This window comes from Lentibacillus halophilus, from assembly GCF_055395055.1.
In genome coordinates this window covers 1066997-1090178 of the sequence record NZ_AP043750.1, presented here as the reverse complement: position 1 = coordinate 1090178, position 23182 = coordinate 1066997, and the positions used below count along the sequence as shown (strand labels likewise).

Annotated in this window: 17 protein-coding genes, 9 tRNA genes and 3 rRNA genes; 3 read left to right on the top strand and 26 right to left on the bottom strand. The window is 46.1% G+C overall.

The features are described from left to right. Positions 1-187: 187 nt before the first annotated feature. The 21 genes from glmM to ACZ5Q7_RS05095 form a co-directional block, all read right to left on the bottom strand. Positions 188-1537: a phosphoglucosamine mutase gene (glmM, locus tag ACZ5Q7_RS05195; RefSeq protein WP_343750810.1), complete on the bottom strand. Its 1350-nt coding sequence runs from the start codon at positions 1535-1537 to the stop codon at positions 188-190. Between the two features lie 62 nt (positions 1538-1599). Continuing rightward, positions 1600-2829: a CdaR family protein gene (locus tag ACZ5Q7_RS05190; protein WP_343750808.1), complete on the bottom strand. Its 1230-nt coding sequence runs from the start codon at positions 2827-2829 to the stop codon at positions 1600-1602. Continuing rightward, positions 2822-3637: a diadenylate cyclase CdaA gene (gene cdaA / locus ACZ5Q7_RS05185; protein ID WP_343750807.1), complete on the bottom strand. Its 816-nt coding sequence runs from the start codon at positions 3635-3637 to the stop codon at positions 2822-2824. Before cdaA ends, ACZ5Q7_RS05190 begins: the two co-directional genes overlap by 8 nt. A 328-nt stretch (positions 3638-3965) precedes the next feature. After that, positions 3966-4868, bottom strand: coding sequence for an arginase (gene rocF / locus ACZ5Q7_RS05180; RefSeq protein ID WP_343750805.1), 903 nt, complete (start codon positions 4866-4868; stop codon positions 3966-3968). Between the two features lie 179 nt (positions 4869-5047). Beyond that, complete coding sequence (locus ACZ5Q7_RS05175) at positions 5048-6145, bottom strand: phosphomevalonate kinase (protein WP_343750804.1); 1098 nt, start codon at positions 6143-6145, stop codon at positions 5048-5050. A 12-nt stretch (positions 6146-6157) separates the two neighbouring features. Beyond that, entirely contained in the window at positions 6158-7135 is a 978-nt protein-coding gene (mvaD, locus tag ACZ5Q7_RS05170; RefSeq protein WP_343750803.1) for a diphosphomevalonate decarboxylase, read from the bottom strand. A gap of 30 nt (positions 7136-7165) precedes the next feature. Further along, positions 7166-8125, bottom strand: coding sequence for a mevalonate kinase (gene mvk, locus ACZ5Q7_RS05165; RefSeq protein ID WP_343750802.1), 960 nt, complete (start codon positions 8123-8125; stop codon positions 7166-7168). Then, positions 8122-9411, bottom strand: a complete 1290-nt coding sequence (locus tag ACZ5Q7_RS05160) for a hydroxymethylglutaryl-CoA reductase, degradative (RefSeq protein ID WP_343750801.1) — start codon at positions 9409-9411, stop codon at positions 8122-8124. Before ACZ5Q7_RS05160 ends, mvk begins: the two co-directional genes overlap by 4 nt. Before the next feature lie 290 nt (positions 9412-9701). Further along, a tRNA-Gln gene (locus ACZ5Q7_RS05155) sits at positions 9702-9773 on the bottom strand. 10 nt (positions 9774-9783) lie between these two features. Further along, a tRNA-Tyr gene (locus ACZ5Q7_RS05150) sits at positions 9784-9869 on the bottom strand. Positions 9870-9919: 50 nt separating this feature from the next. Beyond that, a tRNA-Thr gene (locus ACZ5Q7_RS05145) sits at positions 9920-9995 on the bottom strand. Between the two features lie 176 nt (positions 9996-10171). Beyond that, positions 10172-10247 (bottom strand) — tRNA-Val (locus ACZ5Q7_RS05140). A 55-nt stretch (positions 10248-10302) separates the two neighbouring features. Further along, positions 10303-10377, bottom strand: a tRNA-Glu gene (locus ACZ5Q7_RS05135). Positions 10378-10878: 501 nt separating this feature from the next. Next, positions 10879-10951 (bottom strand) — tRNA-Thr (locus ACZ5Q7_RS05130). A 4-nt stretch (positions 10952-10955) separates the two neighbouring features. Beyond that, positions 10956-11030 (bottom strand) — tRNA-Asn (locus ACZ5Q7_RS05125). Between the two features lie 112 nt (positions 11031-11142). Then, a 5S ribosomal RNA gene (rrf, locus tag ACZ5Q7_RS05120) occupies positions 11143-11258 on the bottom strand. Positions 11259-11411: 153 nt separating this feature from the next. Further along, positions 11412-14336, bottom strand: a 23S ribosomal RNA gene (locus ACZ5Q7_RS05115). Between the two features lie 60 nt (positions 14337-14396). Next, positions 14397-14469 (bottom strand) — tRNA-Ala (locus ACZ5Q7_RS05110). Between the two features lie 16 nt (positions 14470-14485). After that, a tRNA-Ile gene (locus ACZ5Q7_RS05105) sits at positions 14486-14562 on the bottom strand. A 79-nt stretch (positions 14563-14641) separates the two neighbouring features. After that, positions 14642-16210 (bottom strand): 16S ribosomal RNA (locus ACZ5Q7_RS05100). The 16S, 23S and 5S rRNA genes sit together here with 4 tRNA genes alongside, the layout of an rRNA operon. A 540-nt stretch (positions 16211-16750) precedes the next feature. Beyond that, a complete protein-coding gene (locus ACZ5Q7_RS05095; protein ID WP_343751472.1) occupies positions 16751-16972 on the bottom strand; it encodes a hypothetical protein in 222 nt (73 codons plus the stop codon). Positions 16973-17228: 256 nt separating this feature from the next. Between ACZ5Q7_RS05095 and pdaB the strand changes: the two genes are divergently transcribed. Further along, the gene (gene pdaB / locus ACZ5Q7_RS05090) at positions 17229-17987 is read left to right on the top strand and encodes a polysaccharide deacetylase family sporulation protein PdaB (protein ID WP_343751471.1); all 759 of its coding nucleotides are present in this window, start codon (positions 17229-17231) and stop codon (positions 17985-17987) included. A 123-nt stretch (positions 17988-18110) separates the two neighbouring features. Here pdaB and ACZ5Q7_RS05085 read toward each other — a convergent pair whose 3' ends face one another. Beyond that, positions 18111-18758, bottom strand: coding sequence for a KinB-signaling pathway activation protein (locus ACZ5Q7_RS05085; RefSeq protein WP_343751469.1), 648 nt, complete (start codon positions 18756-18758; stop codon positions 18111-18113). 133 nt (positions 18759-18891) lie between these two features. Here ACZ5Q7_RS05085 and gerD point away from each other — a divergent pair, with 133 nt between their 5' ends. Next, positions 18892-19515 carry a spore germination lipoprotein GerD gene (gene gerD, locus ACZ5Q7_RS05080; protein ID WP_343751468.1) on the top strand — a complete coding sequence of 208 codons (624 nt, stop codon included), beginning with the start codon at positions 18892-18894 and terminating at the stop codon, positions 19513-19515. A 47-nt stretch (positions 19516-19562) separates the two neighbouring features. Here gerD and ACZ5Q7_RS05075 read toward each other — a convergent pair whose 3' ends face one another. Next, positions 19563-20621, bottom strand: coding sequence for an Mrp/NBP35 family ATP-binding protein (locus tag ACZ5Q7_RS05075; protein ID WP_343751467.1), 1059 nt, complete (start codon positions 20619-20621; stop codon positions 19563-19565). A 118-nt stretch (positions 20622-20739) separates the two neighbouring features. Continuing rightward, on the bottom strand, positions 20740-21453 hold the full coding sequence (cwlD, locus tag ACZ5Q7_RS05070) for an N-acetylmuramoyl-L-alanine amidase CwlD (RefSeq protein ID WP_343751466.1): 714 nt from the start codon (positions 21451-21453) through the stop codon (positions 20740-20742). A gap of 183 nt (positions 21454-21636) precedes the next feature. On the opposite strand from cwlD, the gene ACZ5Q7_RS05065 reads away from it, so the two are divergent. Further along, a complete protein-coding gene (locus ACZ5Q7_RS05065) occupies positions 21637-22062 on the top strand; it encodes a DUF948 domain-containing protein (RefSeq protein WP_343751465.1) in 426 nt (141 codons plus the stop codon). Between the two features lie 246 nt (positions 22063-22308). Here ACZ5Q7_RS05065 and ACZ5Q7_RS05060 read toward each other — a convergent pair whose 3' ends face one another. Further along, the gene (locus tag ACZ5Q7_RS05060) at positions 22309-22656 is read right to left on the bottom strand and encodes a DUF948 domain-containing protein (protein ID WP_343751463.1); all 348 of its coding nucleotides are present in this window, start codon (positions 22654-22656) and stop codon (positions 22309-22311) included. Positions 22657-22658: 2 nt separating this feature from the next. Further along, positions 22659-23117 (bottom strand): DUF948 domain-containing protein, encoded by a 459-nt coding sequence (locus tag ACZ5Q7_RS05055; protein WP_343751462.1) that lies wholly within the window; start codon positions 23115-23117, stop codon positions 22659-22661. Positions 23118-23182: the final 65 nt, after the last annotated feature.

Genomic DNA, 23182 nt, shown 5'->3' with positions numbered 1-23182 from the left:
CAATAAAGAACGAAAAACAGTTTCTTTATCATAACAAACCGGGATCACATGGGTCTATGGCAACCTTCTTGGGGAAATTAAGAAATATTCGCATTGTCCATTTTAATCTTCCTCGTGCAAGACTGTTTCCTAAGGTAAAACATATCATGTAAAAGAGCTCCTCCTATGCACGGAGGAGCTCTACCGATTATTCTTCTTTCATCCCTAGAAGACTTTCAATGACCGAGGCAACTTTGGAAGCGTATTTCCCGCATTCTTCTTTCGTCGGGGCTTCCACCATGACACGCACAAGCGGTTCAGTGCCGGATGGACGGACGAGTACACGACCTTCTCCGCCCATTTCTTTTTCCACGTCATCTATCGTCTCCTGTATCCGCTGATTGGTCATTGCTTGATGTTTGTCGATAACCCGGACATTTTGAAGCACTTGCGGATAAATATCCATTTCGCTAGCAAGCTCTGACAATGGTTTCCCTGTTTCCTTCATAACATTCACTAACTGCAAAGCCGTTAACATTCCGTCACCCGTTGTATTATGATCAAGAAAAATGACGTGTCCGGACTGTTCGCCACCTAGGTTATAATCACCTTTACGCATCTCTTCTATAACATAACGGTCACCGACAAACGTTTTATCGCTTCGCATTCCATTGTCTTCCAGCGCCTTATAAAAGCCGAGATTGCTCATGACAGTCGAAACGACCGTTTGATGCCGGAGTATACCTTTTTCATTCATATGTTTAGCGCAAATATACATAATCTGATCACCATCAACAATAGACCCATATTCATCAACAGCAATCAGACGATCACCGTCGCCATCAAAAGCAAGGCCGGCATCAACGCCTTTTTCTTTCACGAATTTCTGTAAAGCTTCCGGCTGGGTGGAACCGACACCATCATTAATGTTCAGACCATCCGGTGATGCGCCAATTGAGTGTATTTCCGCCTCAAGGTCAGCAAATAGATGGGCAGCCAGACTGGATGTCGAACCATGGGCGCAGTCCAATGCAATTTCCAACCCATCAAAATCATTATCAATCGAATCTTTCAGGAAGGAGAGGTACTTCTGCCCGCCTTCAAAATAATTGTTCACCACACCGATATCAGCACCGGATGGGCGTGGAAGATGATCCTCTTCATCCATAAGACGCTCGATTTCTCCTTCCTCCGCATCTGATAATTTAAAACCATCCGGGCCGAAAAATTTAATACCGTTATCTTCCATCGGGTTATGAGAAGCAGAAATCATGACACCTGCCTCCGAATTTATTGCCTTGGTCAAATAGGCGACTCCCGGTGTGGAGATAACCCCCAGACGCATCACTTCCGCACCAATGGACAGCAATCCGGAAACAAGAGCTCCCTCCAGCATATGTCCGGATACCCGTGGATCCCGACCAATTAAAACTTTGGGTTTTTCTGCGCCTTTTGTCAGAGCATAACCACCGAATCGACCCAATTTATATGCTAATTCCGAGGTCAATTCCGTATTGGCTATTCCTCTGACACCATCTGTTCCAAAATACTTTCCCATATTGTACCTCTCCTTTACATCCGTTTCACCATACATCAAAGCCATTGCCATGAATGCGTCATTCACGAAATTTTAATCGTTGCTTCTTTCTGTTTTCCGCTTATATCGACTAAATCAGGACCTTTTACGGAAATGGCAACGTCGTGTTGACCTTTTTCAAGTTTCGCTGCATTCAACGAAATATGGAAATCGTCTTTAGAAACTTTACTGACACTGGTTTGACTACCTGTTACAGTAAGATCCATCTTCGGACTCTCCGGATTGATAAACGAAATATCTTGTCCATCATCAAGGTTTTCTACGTTGATTGGAACATTTTTAACCGTTTTAGACCGATCCAGTTTAATGGTCACCTGAACAGTATCTTTACCCGAAACAGTGGTGACATCATCTGGTAAATCCAATGTTGCATTAATCGTCCCTGACTCTGTTATATCTGCTAAATTGATCTTTTCAGTCGAAACCTTCTCTATTTTTTGCAGGGTGTCACTTTCGGCATACACTGTCACGTTTTTTACACCAGCCGATTTGGAAGCCAACGAATACCCATCTGGCAACTCGCCGGTCGTTTCCACACTTACCGGAACCGATTTGCTTGCATGACTGATTTGAACTGAAACATTGGTATTGGGTGGCTCTACTCGTGCATTTAATTCATTTCCACTGGCATCATATACCTTTACGGGCACCTCGCGACTATCTATCGATTCCTTTTGCTCTGAGACATCGACAAATGCTTTAATAATGGCAATTTGGTCAATGACGTCTTTGGAAGTTGTTATCATCACTTGCTCCGGGTCAGCTTGTGCGCTGTCAATTTGATAACCTTTTGGGAGCTCATCCGTTTTAATATAGTCAACCGTTACTGGAAACGTTTTGGACGCACGCTCTTCTATCGTTACCTCAATGGTCTTTGGTTCGATATAGACATTCAGGTCATCCGGAATACCGGTATGTTTCAGATCAACGGTATGCGTGCCTGGGTCCATGTCTTCAAGATCAACATATAAATCAAAGTTCTGATTTCGAGCCGTCGTTGTTAATGTGCCGATTGATCCTTCAAGCGAAACAGCTGCAACCTCAGGCACACCACTGACAACAAATTCGTCTTCATCGATCCGTATATTGACCGGGACGTTTTCAATTGTCTGTATGTCTGCATTCGCATTCGACGGTAACCGCGATTCATTTTGGTACTGATCACTTTCGATCTGTACAAACATGTATAATGCAGCGGCAAAAGCTAAGGAAATGGCACGGACAAACCATCTGCTCTTAAACCAATTATCCATTCTCTTCCCCCTTATGATGACGCGACTTGGATTCAGAGGCTTTTAATGACTGGGATAGTTTCTGCCGCAGATAACGACGTAACCCATCCTTATCCAGATTTCGCTTCAGTTCGCCATTTTCCGTAAAGGATATGCTGCCTGTTTCTTCGGATACAACAATGGTAATCGCATCCGTAACTTCACTGATGCCCATTGCGGCTCTATGTCTCGTTCCAAGTTCCTTTGAAATAAACGGGCTTTCAGATAAAGGCAAATAACAAGCGGCAGCAAAAATTTCTTGATCTTTAATAATAACCGCTCCATCGTGAAGAGGTGTGTTGGGCGTGAAGATATTGGTCAGCAATTGGTGCGTTAAATTTCCGTTTATCGGGATACCAGTTTCGGCATAATCGCCAAGTCCTGTTTCACGTTCAATGGAGATTAATGCACCTATCCGTCGCTTAGCCATATATTGACATGATTGAACAATCGCTTCCACTTTCTGCTCAATCAATTCTTCTTCAGAACTCGAACTCCGCGAGAAAATATTCCCACGGCCGAGTTGTTCCAATGCCCGCCGCAATTCAGGTTGAAATAAGATGATAATAACCACAAAGCCCCATCGGATAGCTTGGTTGGTCATATATTGAATGGTATGCAGCTCAAATACACTGCTGAACGCCCAGACGAGCAATACAATGACAATTCCCTTTAAAAGCTGAATTGCCTTGGTGCCTCTGATCAGCATGATTAATTTATACATAACATACCAGACCAGCGCTATGTCCACGCCGATTCGAAGCAAACCCAAAAATCCCCCATCAAGCACGTTCACACTTCCTTCCGCACATATGTACGCTGCAGTTTTCTACGCAGCCATTCTTATTATATCACATATCTAAGTGTATCATGTTTATTTATAAGCGTAAAAATGAAGTGTAACCTCTCATCCAAACAGGTTATTCACCCGGTTGATTGGTTCCACATTTGAAGCATGTATGAAGGGGCTTTTCTATCTAGTTATGGGTGGGGTGACTGCCAACTTCGGTCTGCATTTGTGGTTAAGTATTCCATATATAAAAAGAGGAATACATTCAGGGGATACACAAAGACATCCAGCAAATGGATGCCTTTAACAGCAATGTTTTGTTTACATATTACTTCAGTTTTTCACCAAACAGCGACCCCATCAGGCCAACCGCCATAGTGGCCGTTTTATTTTGATCGTCAAGGATGGGATTCACTTCTACAAATTCGGCTGATGTAAGGATATCGGCTTCAGCCAACATTTCCATTGCCAAATGACTTTCACGATAGGTCAGTCCGCCAATGACCGGTGTGCCGACCCCAGGTGCTTCTTCCGGATCAAGGCCATCCAAGTCAAGACTTAAATGGACACCATCTGTTTGTTCCCGTAAATAGGAAATCGTATTATTCATCACTTGCGACATCCCAAGCCGGTCAATTTCATGCATTGAGTAAACCGTAATCCCTTTATCCCGAATCAACTCTTTTTCGCCGGGATCAAGCGAACGTGCCCCGATGATGACGATATTCTCAGGTTTCACTTTAGGTGTATAACCAAAAATCGACGTGAGTTTTTCTTCGCCGATGCCAAGACTGACTGCAAGCGGCATCCCGTGTATATTTCCTGAAGGCGATGTATCTACTGTATTTAGATCGCCATGCGCGTCATACCAAATAACACCTAGATTATCATTATGTTTGGCTGCACCCGCAAGACTGCCGATAGCAATACTGTGATCGCCGCCAAGCACCAATGGAAAACGGTTTTTTGTTATTTCCTGATCCACCATTTCGGCAAGTTTCCAGTTACTGTCTGCCACTTGCTGCAAATTCAGCAAGTGACCATCTTTTACTTCTTTCCGAGTATCCGGTCGGGACACCGGGACATCATCCAAATCCGCGATATGGATCTTTAAGTTCTCCAACCGTTCTATAATTCCAGCATAACGGATAGCGCTCGGGCCCATATCAACACCGCGTCTGTTTTGACCAAGATCCATTGGTACACCAATAATGGATATTGATTGATTCATAATGCTTGCCCCCCTCTTGCCTTATTATAGCTAAAAGAAAAACAATGACTCAACTCGACATCATATTGTATATATATGCATAAGGGATATTGGACAAAGAGAATGGACACCGACCCCTTAGGCACCATAGTGTTGAAATTAAAAAAGCAGGCCCGTCATGTCATGCATTGGACGGCCTGCTATACGAGTGAAGCACCCGTTTTGCACGGATGCATATCCAGCGGTTTGATACCTGCTTCCTTCCATGTCTGCAACAATTGTTTGGCTTTTTCTTTCGATGGCATAAAAGCAATTCCACAGTCACCACCTCCTGCACCGGATGGTTTGCCTGCACCTCCGAACGCCTCGGCAAGGTCACACAGCGTGGTAAGTGTGGGGGTTTCAATAGCAGTATCAGCGTTTTTTCCAAGTGATTCCAGAGCGTTTCTGTTTTGTCTAATTCCTTCAATAACCGATGCAGATTCTCCTGTTTGAAAGCCATGCAAAAACGTAGTGACAGCTTGTTGACTGTTGCTTAAAAAATCATTATATACAGCAGGGCAAGACCGTTTCAGCGTAGAAATTTTCCCGACCAACTCCGATGTTGACGCAGGTGACCCTGTCCAGCCAATGCACATATGAATATCTTCCGGGAGATCAATGGGGGTTATGGAAAAATAGGGCCAGTCCTTTTCCACAAGTTCCGTGATACTGTCTGTTTGTTCATACATCGTCGTCAGCCAATCCGCCTGAAATGATGAATATTCCAGCCATCCCCCGTAGGACGATGCAGCAACGTCTGCGCCGGAACCGCTCCCCTGCGTTAAGACATGTGACATAGCCGCCAGCTTGAAAACCAACGGCTCAGATGGTTTTTCGCAAAGATATTTGGCAAGCATAATATAAACGACTGATGTAACAGCCGCCGCACTCGAGCCCAGACCGTATTTTCGACCAGATGCATCATCCAGCTCACTTCGTATAGATAGATGAAAATAGTTTGGCGTAACATGATTCTCAAGCAAATAAGTATAAACAACGGACATTGCATTCTCAATAAAAGAGATACGGGAATCATCCGTTTTCACATCGACGGCACCTGCCTTGTACGTCCACGCCAAGCCGCGCAAATCATACGCATCCAGCGAAACAAGATTCTCTCCCTTTTCTTCCAGCGTTGCATAAACAAAACGGTCGACAGCCATGACAGCGAGCTTCTGATATGGCTCAAGCACAGCAAATTCCCCTGCAATCATCAGTTTGCCGGGGACGCGTGCCGTTAATGGCGAATTAGACAATACGTTCAACTCCTACATGCAGGATATTCCCGAGCCAGGTCTGCTTACAATAACATTACGAACACCAGGAACCGAACGAAGCTTATGCTGGACGGCTTCTTCATCTTTTGGCATATAGAGCACCTTCACATTCGGGCCGGCATCAATCGTAAAATAAGCCGAAATCCCATCAGCTCTCAAAGCACGGACGGCTTCCATAATAAGAAATGTAGTGCTTTGCCAATACATAAACGGTGGATTAGCACCCAATGTTGTCGCATGCATGCGCAAACAGTTCGCCTCAGATATCGACCCGACTTGTTCAAAATCTTTTTCCTTAATTCCAGCTTTGATTGCTTGAAGATCCGAGGGGACACTTTCCAGCCAACCTGAATAAAATGGTGAGGTCTCCACCGTTCGTTTCATGCCTTCTCTGCTTAATACTTTTTTTGCGTCTGAAGATAGAACAACGGCTGCCACCCGTATATCCCAATCGTTGGCGTTCGCCACCTGGACAGCATACGAGTCGGTTCCGTCTGCCTTGGTTCCTTGCTGCCATTCGACAAACCCACCGTAAATCGAACGGCACGCTGATCCTGATCCCTGTCTGGTGAGTACAGATAACTCCTGATTACTATACGGCAATCCAAGCGCTTTTACTGCGGCTGTGGCCAGAGCAGCAAATCCCGAAGCAGAGGATGCAAACCCTGCAGCTGTCGGCACCTGATTGGCCGACCGAATTTCCGCAAACAAACCATCGTTTCCCGCTTGCTTCCGTATAAGATCGAGAAAAGACGTCACCCGATAGTATTCATTTCCGGTAACTGTTTTGTCATCTAGATAAAAAACATCTTCCAATAAGTCGTTGCGGAATTCAACGGTGGTCGATGTATAAAAGCCATCCAACGTCAATGACAAACTGTTGTTCATAGGCAGGATCAATGACTCGTCCCGTTTTCCCCAATATTTGATTAAAGCAATATTTGTATGGGCTTTTGCGGTTGCCTTCATGTTTCTACTCCTTTAAAATCTTCCCTTTAATCAGCTCTTTTTCAATGCGAAAGACCATACAGCATGCGCCCCGAATTTTTTCAGTTTTTCACTAAGCTGTCTGGAGTGTACTTCATTGCGGGCCAATGCAATGATACAGCCCCCATTGCCGCCTCCTGTCAATTTGGCACCAAGGGCACCCTCCTGTCGGGCAAAATAAATCAGTCTATTCAAGCCGGCGTCACTGACACCAAGTGCCTCCAGTTCTTTCTGTGCCTCATTCAGCATCTGGCCAAGCAGATGCTTGCTTGCACTTTCCAACGCATTTCGGGCACGATGAGTCACTTCACCAATTCGGTCCAGCTTGGACTGTATTCGTTTTGGTGCCGACTTGATCAAATCAGCGACGGATTCAACCGCTGAACGTGTATCCCCCATACGACCCGAGTCGGCAACAATAAAATAGAAGTCACCTTTGGGCTCAATACGACACATAGGACGGTCTTTCTCATACCAGATCGGTAATTCAGAGGTGATGGTCAATGTATCAATCCCACTGGGCTCTCCATGGGCATACCGCTCCGATATATCCGCTAGTTCGAGAATATCCTCCTCTGTGTAGTCCTGTTCAGCATAGGCAAAAAGAGAACGAATAACCGCAATGGCTACGGATGCGCTGGATCCAAGGCCTTTACCCGGAGGTATCGATGACTTAATCCGGATTAACAAATCGGAACATGGCAAATCCAGTTTCGTCAGTGTTTTCCGGATACAGTTCGTTAATCCGTCCAGCGAATCGGGAGCTGTTTCAATCGGTCCATAATAGAAGGTACTATCCAGTTTCACCGATCCGGGCACATAATCAACGACGGACTCAACCCCTACTAATGGAAAAGGGAGAGCTATGGCCGGCTGTCCGTGTACAACCGCATGTTCCCCTATGAGGATGAATTTGCTATGAGCTACGCCGGTAGCTGTTTGTACGGACGTTGTCGCTTTTTCTGCACTCATTTTGTATACTCTTCCACCAATTCTTTAGCTTTTCCGACACGGATTTCGTTTTCTTCAATCAATCGCCGTGATATCACGTCTATCATCTCCCCTGTGGCTCCTGCTGTAATCGCTACGGATCTGGAATGCAAAGCCATATGTCCTTTCTGTATTCCATCCGTTGCTAAAGCCTTTAACGCCCCGAGGTTTTGGGCCAGTCCGACAGCTACAACAACCTGTGCAAGTTCTTGTGCTGAGTCAACATTTAATAATTTATGAGCTATCCTGGAAACAGGATGAACATGAGTTGAACCACCGACGGTTCCAATAGCCATGGGCAGCTCCAATTCACCGATAAGATTTCCTTCGTCATCGACAGACCAAGTCGTCATCGACCCATAGTGACCATCACGCGCGGCATATGCATGAGCTCCGGCTTCCACAGCCCGCCAGTCATTGCCTGTTGCAATGACAACTGGATCAATTCCATTCATAATCCCTTTATTATGCGTCACCGCCCGATAAGGATCGGATGCTGCAAATTCATATGCATGAATGATCCCATCCCGTACGTTTTGGCCTGAAAATTTCTCTGTTGCAAGTAATTCAGGCGGTATGACACAACGTGCCTTTGCGAGGCAACGATCCGGATAATTGGAAAGAATTCTCAAATATACTTTTCCGCCTGTCAAATTTTCAACAGTTGGAGCCAAAGACTCAACCATTGTGTTGATAATATTTGCCCCCATCGCATCGCACGTATTAATATATATATGAAGGATGAGCATTTGACTGTATTTGGAACCCGCATCTTCATTCAAGATTCTGACATTCACGTCTTCTGCGCCGCCGCCTCTGTTCACTAAACTGGGATATGCAGCATTCGCTTCATCAATCAAACGATTTTTTTCGTTTACTATGGTTTCCTTCGCTGTTTGAACATCTTCACACCCGACAACCTGGATCTGGCCAATCATGATACGGTTGTTTGCTTTTGTTTTAAATCCGCCGGCATTTCTGACGATCTTGGCAATGTGGCTTGCCGAAGCAACAACGGACGCTTCCTCAATCGCCATCGGCACCGCATATTCCTTGCCGTTAATCAAGAAATTCAGTCCCAGTCCCATGGGAAGTGGAAAAGTACCAACTACGTTTTCTATCATATTATCAGCGGTGGTCGTCGGTAACGGTTCATTGGAAAACAGGTACGCTGTGTCTTCTTCTGTAAAAATATTCATATTCGAAAGCAATTCGCGTCGATCTTCAACCGTCATATTATAAAAACCGGGAATCCTGGATGTCCTCATGCCACCTCATCCTTTTTCCAATATTATACGGTATACAGCACCATTTGTTTATCTTTTTTGCTGCTTCTATTATGTAGAAATACAGCATAAAATGCAAATAAACAAGGCTGTTAACATTCATAACGACCTTGTTTATTTCATTATAATATGTATTATGCATTTGTGCCAGTCTTTTATGGTGTGAATCATCTTGGAAGAACCCGATTCCCATTTAACATTGATGTTATCAGGATTCATAACGTGTGCCATTACATCCTGGATATTCGTATAGTAATTTTAAACAACAAGGACTGGGCTAGCTGGATTCGAACCAGCGAATCACGGGATCAAAACCCGATGCCTTACCGCTTGGCTATAGCCCAATTTAACATATGGTGGAGGGGGAGGGACTCGAACCCCCGAACCCTGAGGGAGCGGATTTACAGTCCGCCGCGTTTGGCCAACTTCGCTACCCCTCCGTAGTTATTCTAACAGGTTAGTTGTAAAATTATACGTAAAAAAATAAATATGGTGCCGGCCAGAGGACTCGAACCCCCAACCTACTGATTACAAGTCAGTTGCTCTGCCAGTTGAGCTAGGCCGGCATATGATATTAATAAAGCATTTTCTTATGGCATGGATGGTTTGAATTCACACCCGTTAAAAACTTGCATATAGCAGCATATTGGGTGAGTATTGACGGTTGGTTCTTCCAGTTACAAGTCAGATAGCTCATATATAGTATGTTCCGTTGCTTAGTTGTTTATTCATGCAAACGAAATGGTGGAGGATGCAGGGATCGAACCTGCGACCCCTTGCTTGTAAGGCAAGTGCTCTCCCGGCTGAGCTAATCCTCCTTATCAGTTCTGCAACGAGATAGACACGTGTTCACTTCTATCTTCAAAAAGAAAGTGGTGGCCCGTACGGGATTCGAACCCGTGTTACCGCCGTGAAAGGGCGGTGTCTTAACCACTTGACCAACGGGCCGTTAAAAGCGGGAGAATTCAAATGTATGTAATGTCGGAAACCGACGAATCATATTATATACAGGATTTCCATTTTTGTAAAGAGGATAGACAAATTTTTTACTGAGACGAATGAGTCAAAGAAAACTATTGATTGTTGAAGTCGAACGATTGTCTTTCTTCCGGATTATGAAGAGCACATGTTTTTTTAAGAGTACATATATGCAGCAATCCAAACAACAACAATCACAGGTAATGATGAATACAATGACTGCCAGAGTTTCATTTTATGTTTCTTTATAAGGTATACCGCTACGAATACTTCCATTACCGTCACAATAGCAGCAAGAAGAAAAAGAAAAGACATAAGAACACTCCTGATTTAGCATATGGAAGACCGGATAATTTTAGCTAATTATATAATATAAGCCACCTAAGTCGCCAGTCAAGAAGGCTTTTACATAAAAAATTGACACTGATCTTTTTGCCAACAAGAACAGCGCCATTTCAACGTTTGAGTAAGAGCTTCCAGCCGGACTCGAACCGGCGACCTCTTCCTTACCATGGAAGCGCTCTACCGACTGAGCTATGGAAGCAATATGGCTCCACAGGCAGGATTCGAACCTGCGACCGATCGGTTAACAGCCGATAGCTCTACCGCTGAGCTACTGTGGAATAAAATAAAATTGCTGGTGAAACAATTTAGTTTCGGTGATGATACGCTTCTCACAGCTGTTTTGCTTTATTCATCACATCAGCAGCAACTATAAATAAACATATAAAATATGCCTGGCGGCGTCCTACTCTCGCGGGGGCAAAGCCCCAACTACCATCGGCGCTGGAGAGCTTAACGGCTGTGTTCGGCATGGGAACAGGTGTGTCCTCTCCGCTAATACCGCCAGACCTAAGTTGTGACAATAGACGATGATTGATACCCAAACCCGATGTCATCAAGGACAAGGATTATTATAGCGATTATCGTCGAAAAATGCAAGGGTTTTTTCAATTGCACCCTGAAAACGGAATAAGAACGTTAGGCCATTCCAATATGGAAGTGTGGTTAAGTCCTCGATCGATTAGTATCCGTCAGCTTCACGTGTTGCCACGCTTCCACCCCGGACCTATCTACCTCCTCGTCTTGGAGGGATCTTACTCACTGAACGTGATGGGAAGTTTCATCTTGAGGGGGGCTTCATGCTTAGATGCTTTCAGCACTTATCCTGACCACACGTAGCCACCCAGCCGTGCTCCTGGCGGAACAACTGGTGCACCAGCGGTGTGTCCATCCCGGTCCTCTCGTACTAAGGACAGCTCCTCTCAAACTTCCAGCGCCCACGACGGATAGGGACCGAACTGTCTCACGACGTTCTGAACCCAGCTCGCGTACCGCTTTAATGGGCGAACAGCCCAACCCTTGGGACCGACTACAGCCCCAGGATGCGATGAGCCGACATCGAGGTGCCAAACCTCCCCGTCGATGTGAACTCTTGGGGGAGATAAGCCTGTTATCCCCGGGGTAGCTTTTATCCGTTGAGCGATGGCCCTTCCATGCGGAACCACCGGATCACTAAGCCCGACTTTCGTCCCTGCTCGACGTGTCAGTCTCGCAGTCAAGCTCCCTTATGCCTTTGCACGCTGTGAATGATTTCCAACCATTCGGAGGGAACCTTTGGGCGCCTCCGTTACCTTTTGGGAGGCGACCGCCCCAGTCAAACTGCCTGCCTGACACTGTCTCCGGACCGGATCACGGCCCTGGGTTAGAATGTTCGTACAGCCGGGGTGGTATCCCACGGATGCCTCCACGTAAGCTGGCGCTCACGCTTCGACGGCTCCCACCTATCCTGTACAAGCTGCACCAACATTCAATATCAAGATGCAGTAAAGCTCCACGGGGTCTTTCCGTCCTGTCGCGGGTAATGCGCATCTTCACGCATAGTATAATTTCACCGGGTCTCTCGTTGAGACAGTGCCCAAGTCGTTGCACCTTTCGTGCGGGTCGGAACTTACCCGACAAGGAATTTCGCTACCTTAGGACCGTTATAGTTACGGCCGCCGTTTACTGGGGCTTCGGTTCAACGCTTCGCGCGCCGAGCGCGCTAACGCATCCCCTTAACCTTCCAGCACCGGGCAGGTGTCAGTCCCTATACATCGCCTTTCGGCTTTGCAGAGACCTGTGTTTTTGGTAAACAGTCGCTTGGGCCTGGTCACTGCGGCTCACGTAAGTGAGCACCCCTTCTCCCGAGGTTACGGGGTCATTTTGCCGAGTTCCTTAACGAGAGGTCTCCCGAACACCTTCGGATACTCTCCGTGCCTACCTGTGTCGGTTTGCGGTACGGGCACCTGTGAACTCACTAGAGGCTTTTCTCGGCAGTGTGAAATCCGGAACTTCGGTACTTGATTTCCCTCCCCGTCACAGCTCAGGATCCGTTGAGCGGATTTGCCTGCCCAACACCCTTGCTGCTTGGACGCACACATCCATCGGTGCGCTTTCCGTATCCTTCTGCGTCCCCCCATCGTTCCAACGCTCACGAGGTGGTACAGGATTATCGACCTGTTAGCCATCGCCTACGCCTTTCGGCCTCGGCTTAGGTCCCGACTTACCCTGAGCGGACGAACCTTCCTCAGGAACCCTTAGGCATTCGGTGAAAGAGATTCTCACTCTTTTTTCGCTACTCATACCGGCATTCTCACTTCCAGACGCTCCACCGGTCCTCACGGTCCGACTTCGCAGCATCCGGAACGCTCTCCTACCATTGTTCGCATGAACAATCCGCAGCTTCGGTGATACGTTTAGCCCCGCTACATTATCGGCGCAGCGTCACTCGACCAGTGAGCTATTACGCACTCTTTAAATGATGGCTGCTTCTAAGCCAACATACTGGTTGTCCGGGCAACGCCACATCCTTTTCCACTTAACGTATACTTGGGGACCTTAGCTGGCGGTCTGGGCTGTTTCCCTCTCGACCATGAACCTTATCACCCATGGTCTGACTCCCAAGGTGTTACGTTGCCGGCATTCGGAGTTTGACTGAATTCGGTAACCCGATGAGGGCCCCTCGTTCAATCAGTGCTCTACCTCCGGAACGCATGCCTTGAGGCTAGCCCTAAAGCTATTTCGGAGAGAACCAGCTATCTCCGTGTTCGATTGGCATTTCACCTCTACCCACACCTCATCCCCGCATTTTTCAACATACGTGGGTTCGGGCCTCCTGTCAGTGTTACCTGACCTTCACCCTGGACATGGGTAGATCACACGGTTTCGGGTCTGCGCCCGTATACTTATGCGCCCTGCTTCAGACTCGCTTTCGCTACGGCTCCGTGTTGGCCACTTAACCTTGCATACGAACGCAACTCGCCGGTCCATTCTACAAAAGGTACGCCGTCACCCATTAACGGGCTCCGACTACTTGTAGGCGCACGGTTTCAGGGTCTTTTTCACTCCCCTTCCGGGGTGCTTTTCACCTTTCCCTCACGGTACTGGTTCACTATCGGTCACCGGGGAGTATTTAGCCTTGGGAGATGGTCCTCCCAGATTCCGACGGAATTTCTCGTGTTCCGCCGTACTCAGGATCCACTCCGGAGGAAATGGCTTGTCGACTACAGGGCTCTTACCTTCTCCGGCCGGTCATTCCAGACCGTTTCGTCTAAGCCATTTCTTGATGACTCCGATGGAGTGTCCTATCAACCCCGGAAAGCTATCTTTCCGGTTTGGGCTGGTTCCGTTTCGCTCGCCGCTACTCGGGAAATCGCGTTTGCTTTCTTTTCCTCCGGGTACTGAGATGTTTCAGTTCCCCGGGTGTGCCGTGCGCATCCTATGAATTCAGATACGCATGCTGTCCCATTACGGACAGCGGGTTCCCCCATTCGGAAATCCCCGGATCAACGTCTGCTTACGACTCCCCAGGGCATATCGGTGTTGGTCCCGTCCTTCATCGGCTCCCGGTGCCAAGGCATCCACCGTGCGCCCTTGGTCACTTAACCATTGTTTCATTATTAATCATTGAAATGGATGGCTCTTATTCCGTTTTCAAGGTGCAAAAATGGAGCCTAGCGGGATCGAACCGCTGACCTCCTGCGTGCAAAGCAGGCGCTCTCCCGGCTGAGCTAAGGCCCCGTTTATATTGTCTAGATGGTGGGCCTGGGTGGACTTGAACCACCGACCTCACGCTTATCAGGCGTGCGCTCTGACCGACTGAGCTACAGGCCCATCCGTTTTGAAGAATATTGCTCCCTCAAAACTGAACCAAACAGCCATGTATGACATCCGTTTTTTCATTCGTCCTTAGAAAGGAGGTGATCCAGCCGCACCTTCCGATACGGCTACCTTGTTACGACTTCACCCCAATCATTGGCCCCACCTTCGGCGGCTGGCTCCAAAATGGTTGCCTCACCGACTTCGGGTGTTGCCAACTCTCGTGGTGTGACGGGCGGTGTGTACAAGGCCCGGGAACGTATTCACCGCGGCATTCTGATCCGCGATTACTAGCGATTCCGGCTTCATACAGGCGAGTTGCAGCCTGCAATCCGAACTGGGAATGGTTTTGTGGGATTGGCTATCACGTCGCCGCTTCGCGTCCCTTTGTTCCATCCATTGTAGCACGTGTGTAGCCCAGGTCATAAGGGGCATGATGATTTGACGTCATCCCCGCCTTCCTCCGGTTTGTCACCGGCAGTCACCTTAGAGTGCCCAACTTAATGCTGGCAACTAAGATTAAGGGTTGCGCTCGTTACGGGACTTAACCCAACATCTCACGACACGAGCTGACGACAACCATGCACCACCTGTCACTCTGTCCCCGAAGGGAACACGGCATCTCTGCCGCTGTCAGAGGATGTCAAGACCTGGTAAGGTTCTTCGCGTTGCTTCGAATTAAACCACATGCTCCACCGCTTGTGCGGGCCCCCGTCAATTCTTTTGAGTTTCAGCCTTGCGGCCGTACTCCCCAGGCGGAGTGCTTAATGCGTTAACTTCAGCACAAAGGGGCGGAAACCCCCTAACACCTAGCACTCAACGTTTACGGCGTGGACTACCAGGGTATCTAATCCTGTTCGCTACCCACGCTTTCGCGCCTCAGCGTCAGTAACAGACCAGAGAGTCGCCTTCGCCACTGGTGTTCCTCCACATCTCTACGCATTTCACCGCTACACGTGGAATTCCACTCTCCTCTTCTGTACTCAAGTCTCCCAGTTTCCAATGACCGCTCGCGGTTGAGCCGCGAGATGTCACATCAGACTTAAGAGACCGCCTGCGCGCCCTTTACGCCCAATAATTCCGGACAACGCTCGCCCCCTACGTATTACCGCGGCTGCTGGCACGTAGTTTGCCGGGGCTTTCTGGTCAGGTACCGTCAAACCATGGCCCTGTTCGAACCACGCCTGTTCTTCCCTGACAACAGAGTTTTACGATCCGAAGACCTTCATCACTCACGCGGCGTTGCTCCGTCAGACTTTCGTCCATTGCGGAAGATTCCCTACTGCTGCCTCCCGTAGGAGTCTGGGCCGTGTCTCAGTCCCAGTGTGGCCGATCACCCTCTCAGGTCGGCTACGCATCGTCGCCTTGGTGAGCTCTTACCTCACCAACTAACTAATGCGCCGCGGGCCCATCCGTAAGTGACAGCACAAAGGCCGTCTTTCAGCCCTCCCCCATGCGGGGAAAGGCATTATCCGGTATTAGCTCACGTTTCCGCAAGTTATCCCGGTCTTTCGGGCAGGTTGCCCACGTGTTACTCACCCGTCCGCCGCTCGTTCCACAGACGCACGCCCCGAAGGGCGATTGTCTGCTTCCCGCGCTCGACTTGCATGTATTAGGCACGCCGCCAGCGTTCGTCCTGAGCCAAGATCAAACTCTCCAAAAAAGTTTGGGATACGACTGACACCGATCAGCCGTTCATTGGCTTCGCTTATTTTGTGGATTTCAAGGGGTAAGTCATTCAGCCGATATACACATCAGCATTCCGACTTCCTGCCTCTGACATCCATCTGTCATACTGGCTGTTTTGTTCAGTTTTCAAGGAACAATCTGTTTATGTCGCTTTTTGCAACATTTTTTATTGTACCAACATTGTCGCCAAAAGTCAATGCCTCTTTTTATTTTTAAATAAAAGAAACGGTTTGAAAGTGTTATATTTTTATAAATCACTCGGTTTGTTTCGTTGACGACAAACAATAATATAGCATAATCATTGAATCAGTTCAATAGATAAATGCAAAAATATCAAAGAATTGATCTCAAAAATCCTAATGGTGATACTAAACGTTGACCCGTCAACATATGGTCGCCGCGGAGTCTCTTTCCTGTATCATTACAACAAACATCTTCAGACTTCTGACGCGCACTCGACATCATACTTATTTAATTGGAGGGATCCCCCCTCATGGTTTGCCCCAGCATAACATTACTGATTATATGTACGTTTTGGTATGTATTTCAAACATTCCTGTTGACTGGCTACCCGTCGATATAGATTGAATATGGTTTGGTAGCGCTCTTTAATGGACTTTTTTACCACTGTATCTATACGGGAATCTTCCATGTCCATAAGCAGTTCTTCAAGCTCACGTTTAATAAGATACTCCATTTCCTTTTGCTCTACATTTGAAATTAAAAAACCCAGCATAATAACACCTTACCTTCCATGCAATGATATTCGCAACACACTTATGTTAAACGTAACAACGATTATCTATACACAAAAATGGCAGCAGCCTTTTTTGATTCTCCTGCATCTGTCATCTTTTCCTCATGGATAAATGTCATAACGTTCCGCCAGCTCGCCATCTTTAAAAACCATCTTTTTGAATACAGGTAACAAAGACATATAAATAAGACTTGTACATAGAATGGAATTAAGACATATGGAGGGAAATGATTATATGAAGCATTTTTACACCATTCGGTTCAGAAAGTGGAAACGGTATGCAATCGTTGTTCTATTCGCATTGTTCACAGCTTCCTTCCTCTGGTTTGCACGTGATGGAACATTTTCGGTTGCATCCAGTAATGAGCCATTAGCTTTAACCAAAGGCGACAGCAACAAGCCTCAAATTGCTTTAACCTTCAATATCAGCTGGGGAGAAGAAAAAGTACATGGCATCTTGGAGAAACTGGAAGAAAGGCAGGTGCAAACAACATTTTTTGTCAGTGGCGAGTGGGCTGAACGCCATCCCGATATTATAGAAAAAATCAGTGAACAAGGCCATGAACTTGGTATGCTCGGGTATCGTTATACGAGTTACCTTGACCAGGAAATTGAGGACGTACGAAACGATTTAATAAAGGCTAAGGATGTGTTCAGCAAACTTGGATACGAAGACATGGATCTTCTTCGTCCGCCAAGCGGTAAATTTAACAAAGAAATCATTAAATTGGCTGAAAATCAAGGATTTACGGTAACTCATTGGAATGTAAACCCAAATGATTGGAAAAACCCGGGGACCAGGCGAATCGTTAACTTTGTCATGAATGAAACCTCCAATGGCGATATCATTCTTATGCATGCTTCCGACTCCGCCAAACAAACCGCCGAAGCCTTGGATACTATATTGCCAGGGCTAAGAAAAAAAGAGTTTGATTTCGTATCCATATCCGAGTTGATCAACCAAGCACATGCTGACTCCCAACCTGTAGAATAAGCAATTGATGGCATCATCCCATGCACTTGTAGGGGAGATCGTTACCGGTTATATGCGAGGCTAAACAGGATAAACATATTAAAACCCCATCCTGCATAAAGGATAAAGGGGTTTTACCGCTAGTTATGATTTTTTGGTAGCTGTTCTGACGGACGTTTGATCGTTATGATCAGCCGTTCCTTCTTTTCTTCCAGTCAATTTATGCAAAATAAGCAATTGATACGTGTTACAGACGAGCAGGGGGACAATCATCAGCCATGCATAATCCGTTCCCTTTGCGGTCAAACCAGGAACCCATTCTACAGATGTCATGACGACCATTAAAAAAAGAGATGGGATAAAGGCACGTCGGTTTGTCGCACGGACTTTAATCACAGATACAATCCAGCCGTAAACAAAAATGACCACTGCCATCAGAATAAACCAGAGCAGGGAGATATCATCATTTGTATTTATATAAGGAAAGTAAATCAGGTCAAATAAAACAAAAGCAATCAAAAGAACCTGAACGGCCGACCAATATGAACGGAATAGACTGAGCCCGAACTGATTAATAAATAAATAAGCAAAAAAGCCCGTTTGACTAATAACGCTGAAAACCAAGCCAAGACCAACAAAAAAGAACAGGAGCCCGATCAGTTCCATCCAATCGATCGGGTTTAAATTATTTGCATAGGACGCGGATTTTACAAAAAAACTGGTGACTAATCCCACTACGCCCCCAATCACAAGCGTTTTGAAAAATAAACCTGTCAACTTTCGGCTATTCAAAATATGCTCCTCCTAAACGTCATGTTGAACATTCACCAATATTTTAGCATGAATACGTCCTTTTTTCTTCTATAAACGCATAATTTTCACGATTTCACAGACAGTAATGACAAGAGGAAGGAGGACTCCGAGCATGCTACGAACGATTTTTGCAGCTCTGTTCCTGGTATCAATCATGGTCATCTCCGGCTGCGGCGGACAGAACGCTGCAGGCGAGAAAGCGGATTACGATACAACCAAAAAAATGGTTGTTGATATATTGCAGACCGAAGACGGTAAAAAAGCACTTAAAGATATTCTATCCGATAAAAAAATGAAACAAAAGCTTGTCATTGACTCAGAAGAAGTTAAAAAGGCCATAGAAGACTTTCTTGGTTCCGATAAGGCTAAAGACATGTGGAAACGTTTGTTTGAAGATCCAAAATTCGTTAAAACATACGCCAAATCCATGTCCAAACAACACAAAAAATTGATGAAAGAGCTGATGAATGATTCCAAATTTAAGCAGCAAATGATCGATTTAATGAAAGATCCACAAGTGTCCGAGGAAATGCTTAGTGTTATGAAGAGTCAAAAGTTCAGTAAGCATTTAGAGGAAAAGATACAAAAGACGTTTGAAACACCCCTTTTCAAGTCCAAAATATCCGACATTCTGTTAAAAGCTGCGGAAGAGCAATCCAAAGGAAAAGGGAAAAAATCAAAAGACGGCGGCAAAGGTTCCGGCGGCGACTCAGGTGGGGGCGGCAAAGCAAGTTGATTCTGTATAAAAACCAACATAAAAGAGGTGGACCAAGTCCACCTCTTTTATGTTTCCTCAAAATTTGCCACTATTTTGGATGCTACTTTATGGTATTCTTTACCTATCGGGTGATCTTGCTGATAAACCGATGGAGAAAACTCATCTTCCTCTTCATATGGCTGTTGCAACGGCAAACGGCCAAGCACCTTTGTATCCAGCGCTTCAGCCAGTTTGTCTCCGCCGCCTTTGCCAAATACATACTCTTTTTCCCCTGTTCTGCTTTCATAATAGGCCATGTTTTCAACGATGCCAAGGATTTCATGGTCGGTTTTCAGTGCCATCTGACCGGCCCTTGCGGCTACAAATGCTGCCGATGGATGTGGCGTGGACACAATCAGTTCCTTGCAACTCGGAATCATTTCATGCACATCCATAGCAATATCACCAGTCCCTGGGGGAAGGTCAAGCAGGAGATAATCCAAGTCGCCCCACTCAACTTCCTTAAAAAAGCTGCTGAGCATTTTCCCAAGCATTGGTCCACGCCAAATAACCGGGGCATTATCCTCTACAAAGAAGCCCATTGAGATGACTTGTACACCGAAACGTTCAACAGGAATAATTTTTTCACCACGTACTTGTGGTCTGTTTTCAATACCCATCATATCCGGGACACTAAAACCGTAAATATCTGCATCAATAATGCCAACTTTTTTACCAAGCCGCATCAATGACATAGCGAGGTTTACCGTTACTGTTGATTTACCCACGCCGCCCTTAGCACTTGCAACAGCAATAAAGTTGGGCTGCTTATCGCCGCCCATAAGCGTTTTTTCCTGTTCTTCTTCGGCTGCCGGCTGATATTTTTGAATAACGTCATCAGGAAGCTGTTCGAAACGGAGACCGACCGTGGATGCACCGTTCTTTTTCAAAATACCGACCATTTCCTGCTGCATCTGCATCTGTTCAGCTGTGTTGGTTTTGGCAATGCCAATTTTCACGCTCACATGATTCTTTTCTTCCTTAATGGATATATTGTTGATACCGCCAGTCTCTTCCAGCGTTTTATGTAAAAACGGATCTTGAACAGGGTTGAGCAATTCTCTTACTTTTTCTTCGGATAACACAGTTGGTCACCATCCTTTTCCCAGCGTATAAAGGAAACATGTCTTTCATTGATTCCATACAACGCCAGTATAACACAAATCACACAAATTCTAAGTGATTTGAATTATTACCAAGGATTTACCTCCGCTGTTTTTCAGTACTATAACGAAGAATGCCTTCATAAATACTGACAGCCATCTTTTCCTGATAGTTATCCTTTTTTAAGTTCTCCAATTCCTTCTGATTGGACAAAAATCCCATCTCGACCAGGGACCCAGGCACTCCAGCATGTTTTAGCAAATAAACGTTGTTAATCGCAAGAGGACTTCTCGTTGTGTTTTCCAAGTTACGGGTAATTTCATCCTGGATCATTTCGGCCAAATGTTTATTTTTTCCCTCTTTCGGGTGGTAAAACGTTTGAGCCCCATGCCATTTTTCCGAGGTTAGCGCATTTAAATGAAGAGTGATGAATAAATCCGCATCCTTATCCTGTATAAATTGGAGACGTTTTCGAATATCTTCAGCCTTTCGGCGTGACAAGCCTTTGGTATCAGGCTTGGCTAAATCTTTGTCCTTTTCTCGTGTCAGGTACACAAGAGCACCGGATTGCTGCAAGTAGTTGCGTAATTTTTTGGCGACGACAAGTGCAATATCTTTTTCAAGTGTTTCATCTTTTCCGACGGCTCCTCCATCCACGCCACCGTGGCCCGGATCAATAACGATGGTCCGACCGGATAAAGGCAACGACCATGTCTTCCACGTTGAATCCGCCTTTTCAATCGGATATTGAATAAGCAATGCCAGTACAATAAAACCTGCTGTCCACATGATTCCTCGCTTCAATCGATCCATATCGTCCGCCCCTTATTATTCTCCTGCTGTCATCATTGTATGGGACAAGATGATCATTTATGATAGAGCGAGATATCATATGCCTATCGATATTCCGGAGCAAAAGAATGTGCCAGTGTCATGAAAGCGTGATAAAATAGGGGGTATCTTGAAAAATACAGAAGAGAAGGGAGTTGAACACAAATGGATTGGGTAGGCATCATCGTTCTGCTGATCGGACTTGCATCCGTCGGCGTTGCTTTTTTATTGATCAAACCGCTAAAAAGGCTGACGGAGATCCTCTCCAACCTGACGGAAACGGTTGGTAAACTGCCGAAGCAAGCCGCAAATACTATGAGTAATGCCAGCAGCACACTCCACTCAGGAACGGCTGTTGTCAATAATATGAAACAAAAGCTCAGCAGGCTGGACCCCGTTATCCACGCCGCAAGTAACATTGGCAATGCAGCGCGAAACCTTTCAGCATCAGCATCAGCCATTAATGAGGAAATGAAGGCAAAAACTGACAACCCTGTCATGAGGCGCTCCAACTTGGAATGGATATACGGCATAGCTGGGTTAGGCTATTGTCTATGGCAGTACAGAACAAGCTGGTACAAAACGAAATAAATAACTTCTAAATACGAATGATATATTTAAGAAGTAGTCACCGCTCCGGAAAAACACTGCGCTTTCCGCGGGCGCTGATGAGCCTCCTCGTGCTTATCGCACTGCGGGGTCTCATCTAGGCCTTTTGATCCCGCAGGAGTCTCCGTGTTTTTCCTACGCTAAACGAAAATCCGAACTGATTCAGATTATTTGTGAATCATAGTTCGGATTTTACTTTGACTAAATGTCTTTTGTCCCAGCTCCTTCTTAATCATCGTTATTTTTACTTTTATCTATCTTTTGACTCATGGATGCGCTGAAACGGGTTAATGGAGACGTCAATTTTCTAGAAGCCTCTCCGACGTCCTGTACCATATAAAACAAGGGGCTCAATGTGTGCAGCTTTTCATTGACCTCCGCAATTGTCCGGTTTGTTTGACTGAGTGCACTGCCGGTTTCTCTGAATAAATCGTCAAGCTGATCAGGCAGTTGTTCCACCGTTTTTTCCATCCCCCGAAGCACATTGGCCAAGTTGTTCAAGGTCCAAGCAGCATACACAGCAATAATAAGCAATGCCACCCCGATTAAAACGACACCTACTCCGGTTAAACTCATGATCATCCCTCATTTCCTGTTTTTTGTTCGTTACGATTCGTATTGCTGCCTTTTTGCCCATTTTTCCATCTGTTATATATTTGATTAACGACTCCCCCCCATTTGAGGGTTTCGGTCAACTTGTTCACAAACTGAGGTGATCGGAAAACCGACAGTTTATTTGTTTTCGTCTGCAGCAGCCGATTACATGTATGAACGGCATGCCCCATACGATCCAAGGAATCGAATAATCCATTGGTGGCGGCAAGCTTATCGTTCAAATCATCCGTTGTTCTGCCGGTTTCCTTCAGCATCTTTTGAAGTTCCGGTGTTATATGGTTCATTTTTTGTTCCACGTCGCCCAATGTCGTAGTGAAGGATTCCATCGTATTCGCTGCACGCTTCAGTGCAACGGAAGCGAAAACAGCGACAATTGTGAACGCTGCAGCACACAGCAAGATTCCTGCATAAACAAGGCTCATCCTAATATGTACCCCCTTTTCCAACCATGACAGGCCGTCTAGTCTATAAATGCTTTTCCTTTACA

Excerpts from the sequence above, each read along its gene's own strand:
- mvk (WP_343750802.1), bottom strand. The coding sequence starts at position 8,125 with ATGAGTGCAGAAAAAGCGACAACGTCCGTACAAACAGCTACCGGCGTA.
- ACZ5Q7_RS05160 (WP_343750801.1), bottom strand. The coding sequence starts at position 9,411 with ATGAGGACATCCAGGATTCCCGGTTTTTATAATATGACGGTTGAAGAT.
- ACZ5Q7_RS05190 (WP_343750808.1), bottom strand. The coding sequence starts at position 2,829 with ATGGATAATTGGTTTAAGAGCAGATGGTTTGTCCGTGCCATTTCCTTA.
- mvaD (WP_343750803.1), bottom strand. The coding sequence starts at position 7,135 with ATGAAGGCAACCGCAAAAGCCCATACAAATATTGCTTTAATCAAATAT.
- ACZ5Q7_RS05095 (WP_343751472.1), bottom strand. The coding sequence starts at position 16,972 with ATGCTGGGTTTTTTAATTTCAAATGTAGAGCAAAAGGAAATGGAGTAT.
- cwlD (WP_343751466.1), bottom strand. The coding sequence starts at position 21,453 with ATGGATCGATTGAAGCGAGGAATCATGTGGACAGCAGGTTTTATTGTA.
- pdaB (WP_343751471.1), top strand. The coding sequence starts at position 17,229 with ATGAAGCATTTTTACACCATTCGGTTCAGAAAGTGGAAACGGTATGCA.
- gerD (WP_343751468.1), top strand. The coding sequence starts at position 18,892 with ATGCTACGAACGATTTTTGCAGCTCTGTTCCTGGTATCAATCATGGTC.
- ACZ5Q7_RS05055 (WP_343751462.1), bottom strand. The coding sequence starts at position 23,117 with ATGAGCCTTGTTTATGCAGGAATCTTGCTGTGTGCTGCAGCGTTCACA.
- glmM (WP_343750810.1), bottom strand. The coding sequence starts at position 1,537 with ATGGGAAAGTATTTTGGAACAGATGGTGTCAGAGGAATAGCCAATACG.
- ACZ5Q7_RS05060 (WP_343751463.1), bottom strand. The coding sequence starts at position 22,656 with ATGAGTTTAACCGGAGTAGGTGTCGTTTTAATCGGGGTGGCATTGCTT.
- ACZ5Q7_RS05065 (WP_343751465.1), top strand. The coding sequence starts at position 21,637 with ATGGATTGGGTAGGCATCATCGTTCTGCTGATCGGACTTGCATCCGTC.
- rocF (WP_343750805.1), bottom strand. The coding sequence starts at position 4,868 with ATGAATCAATCAATATCCATTATTGGTGTACCAATGGATCTTGGTCAA.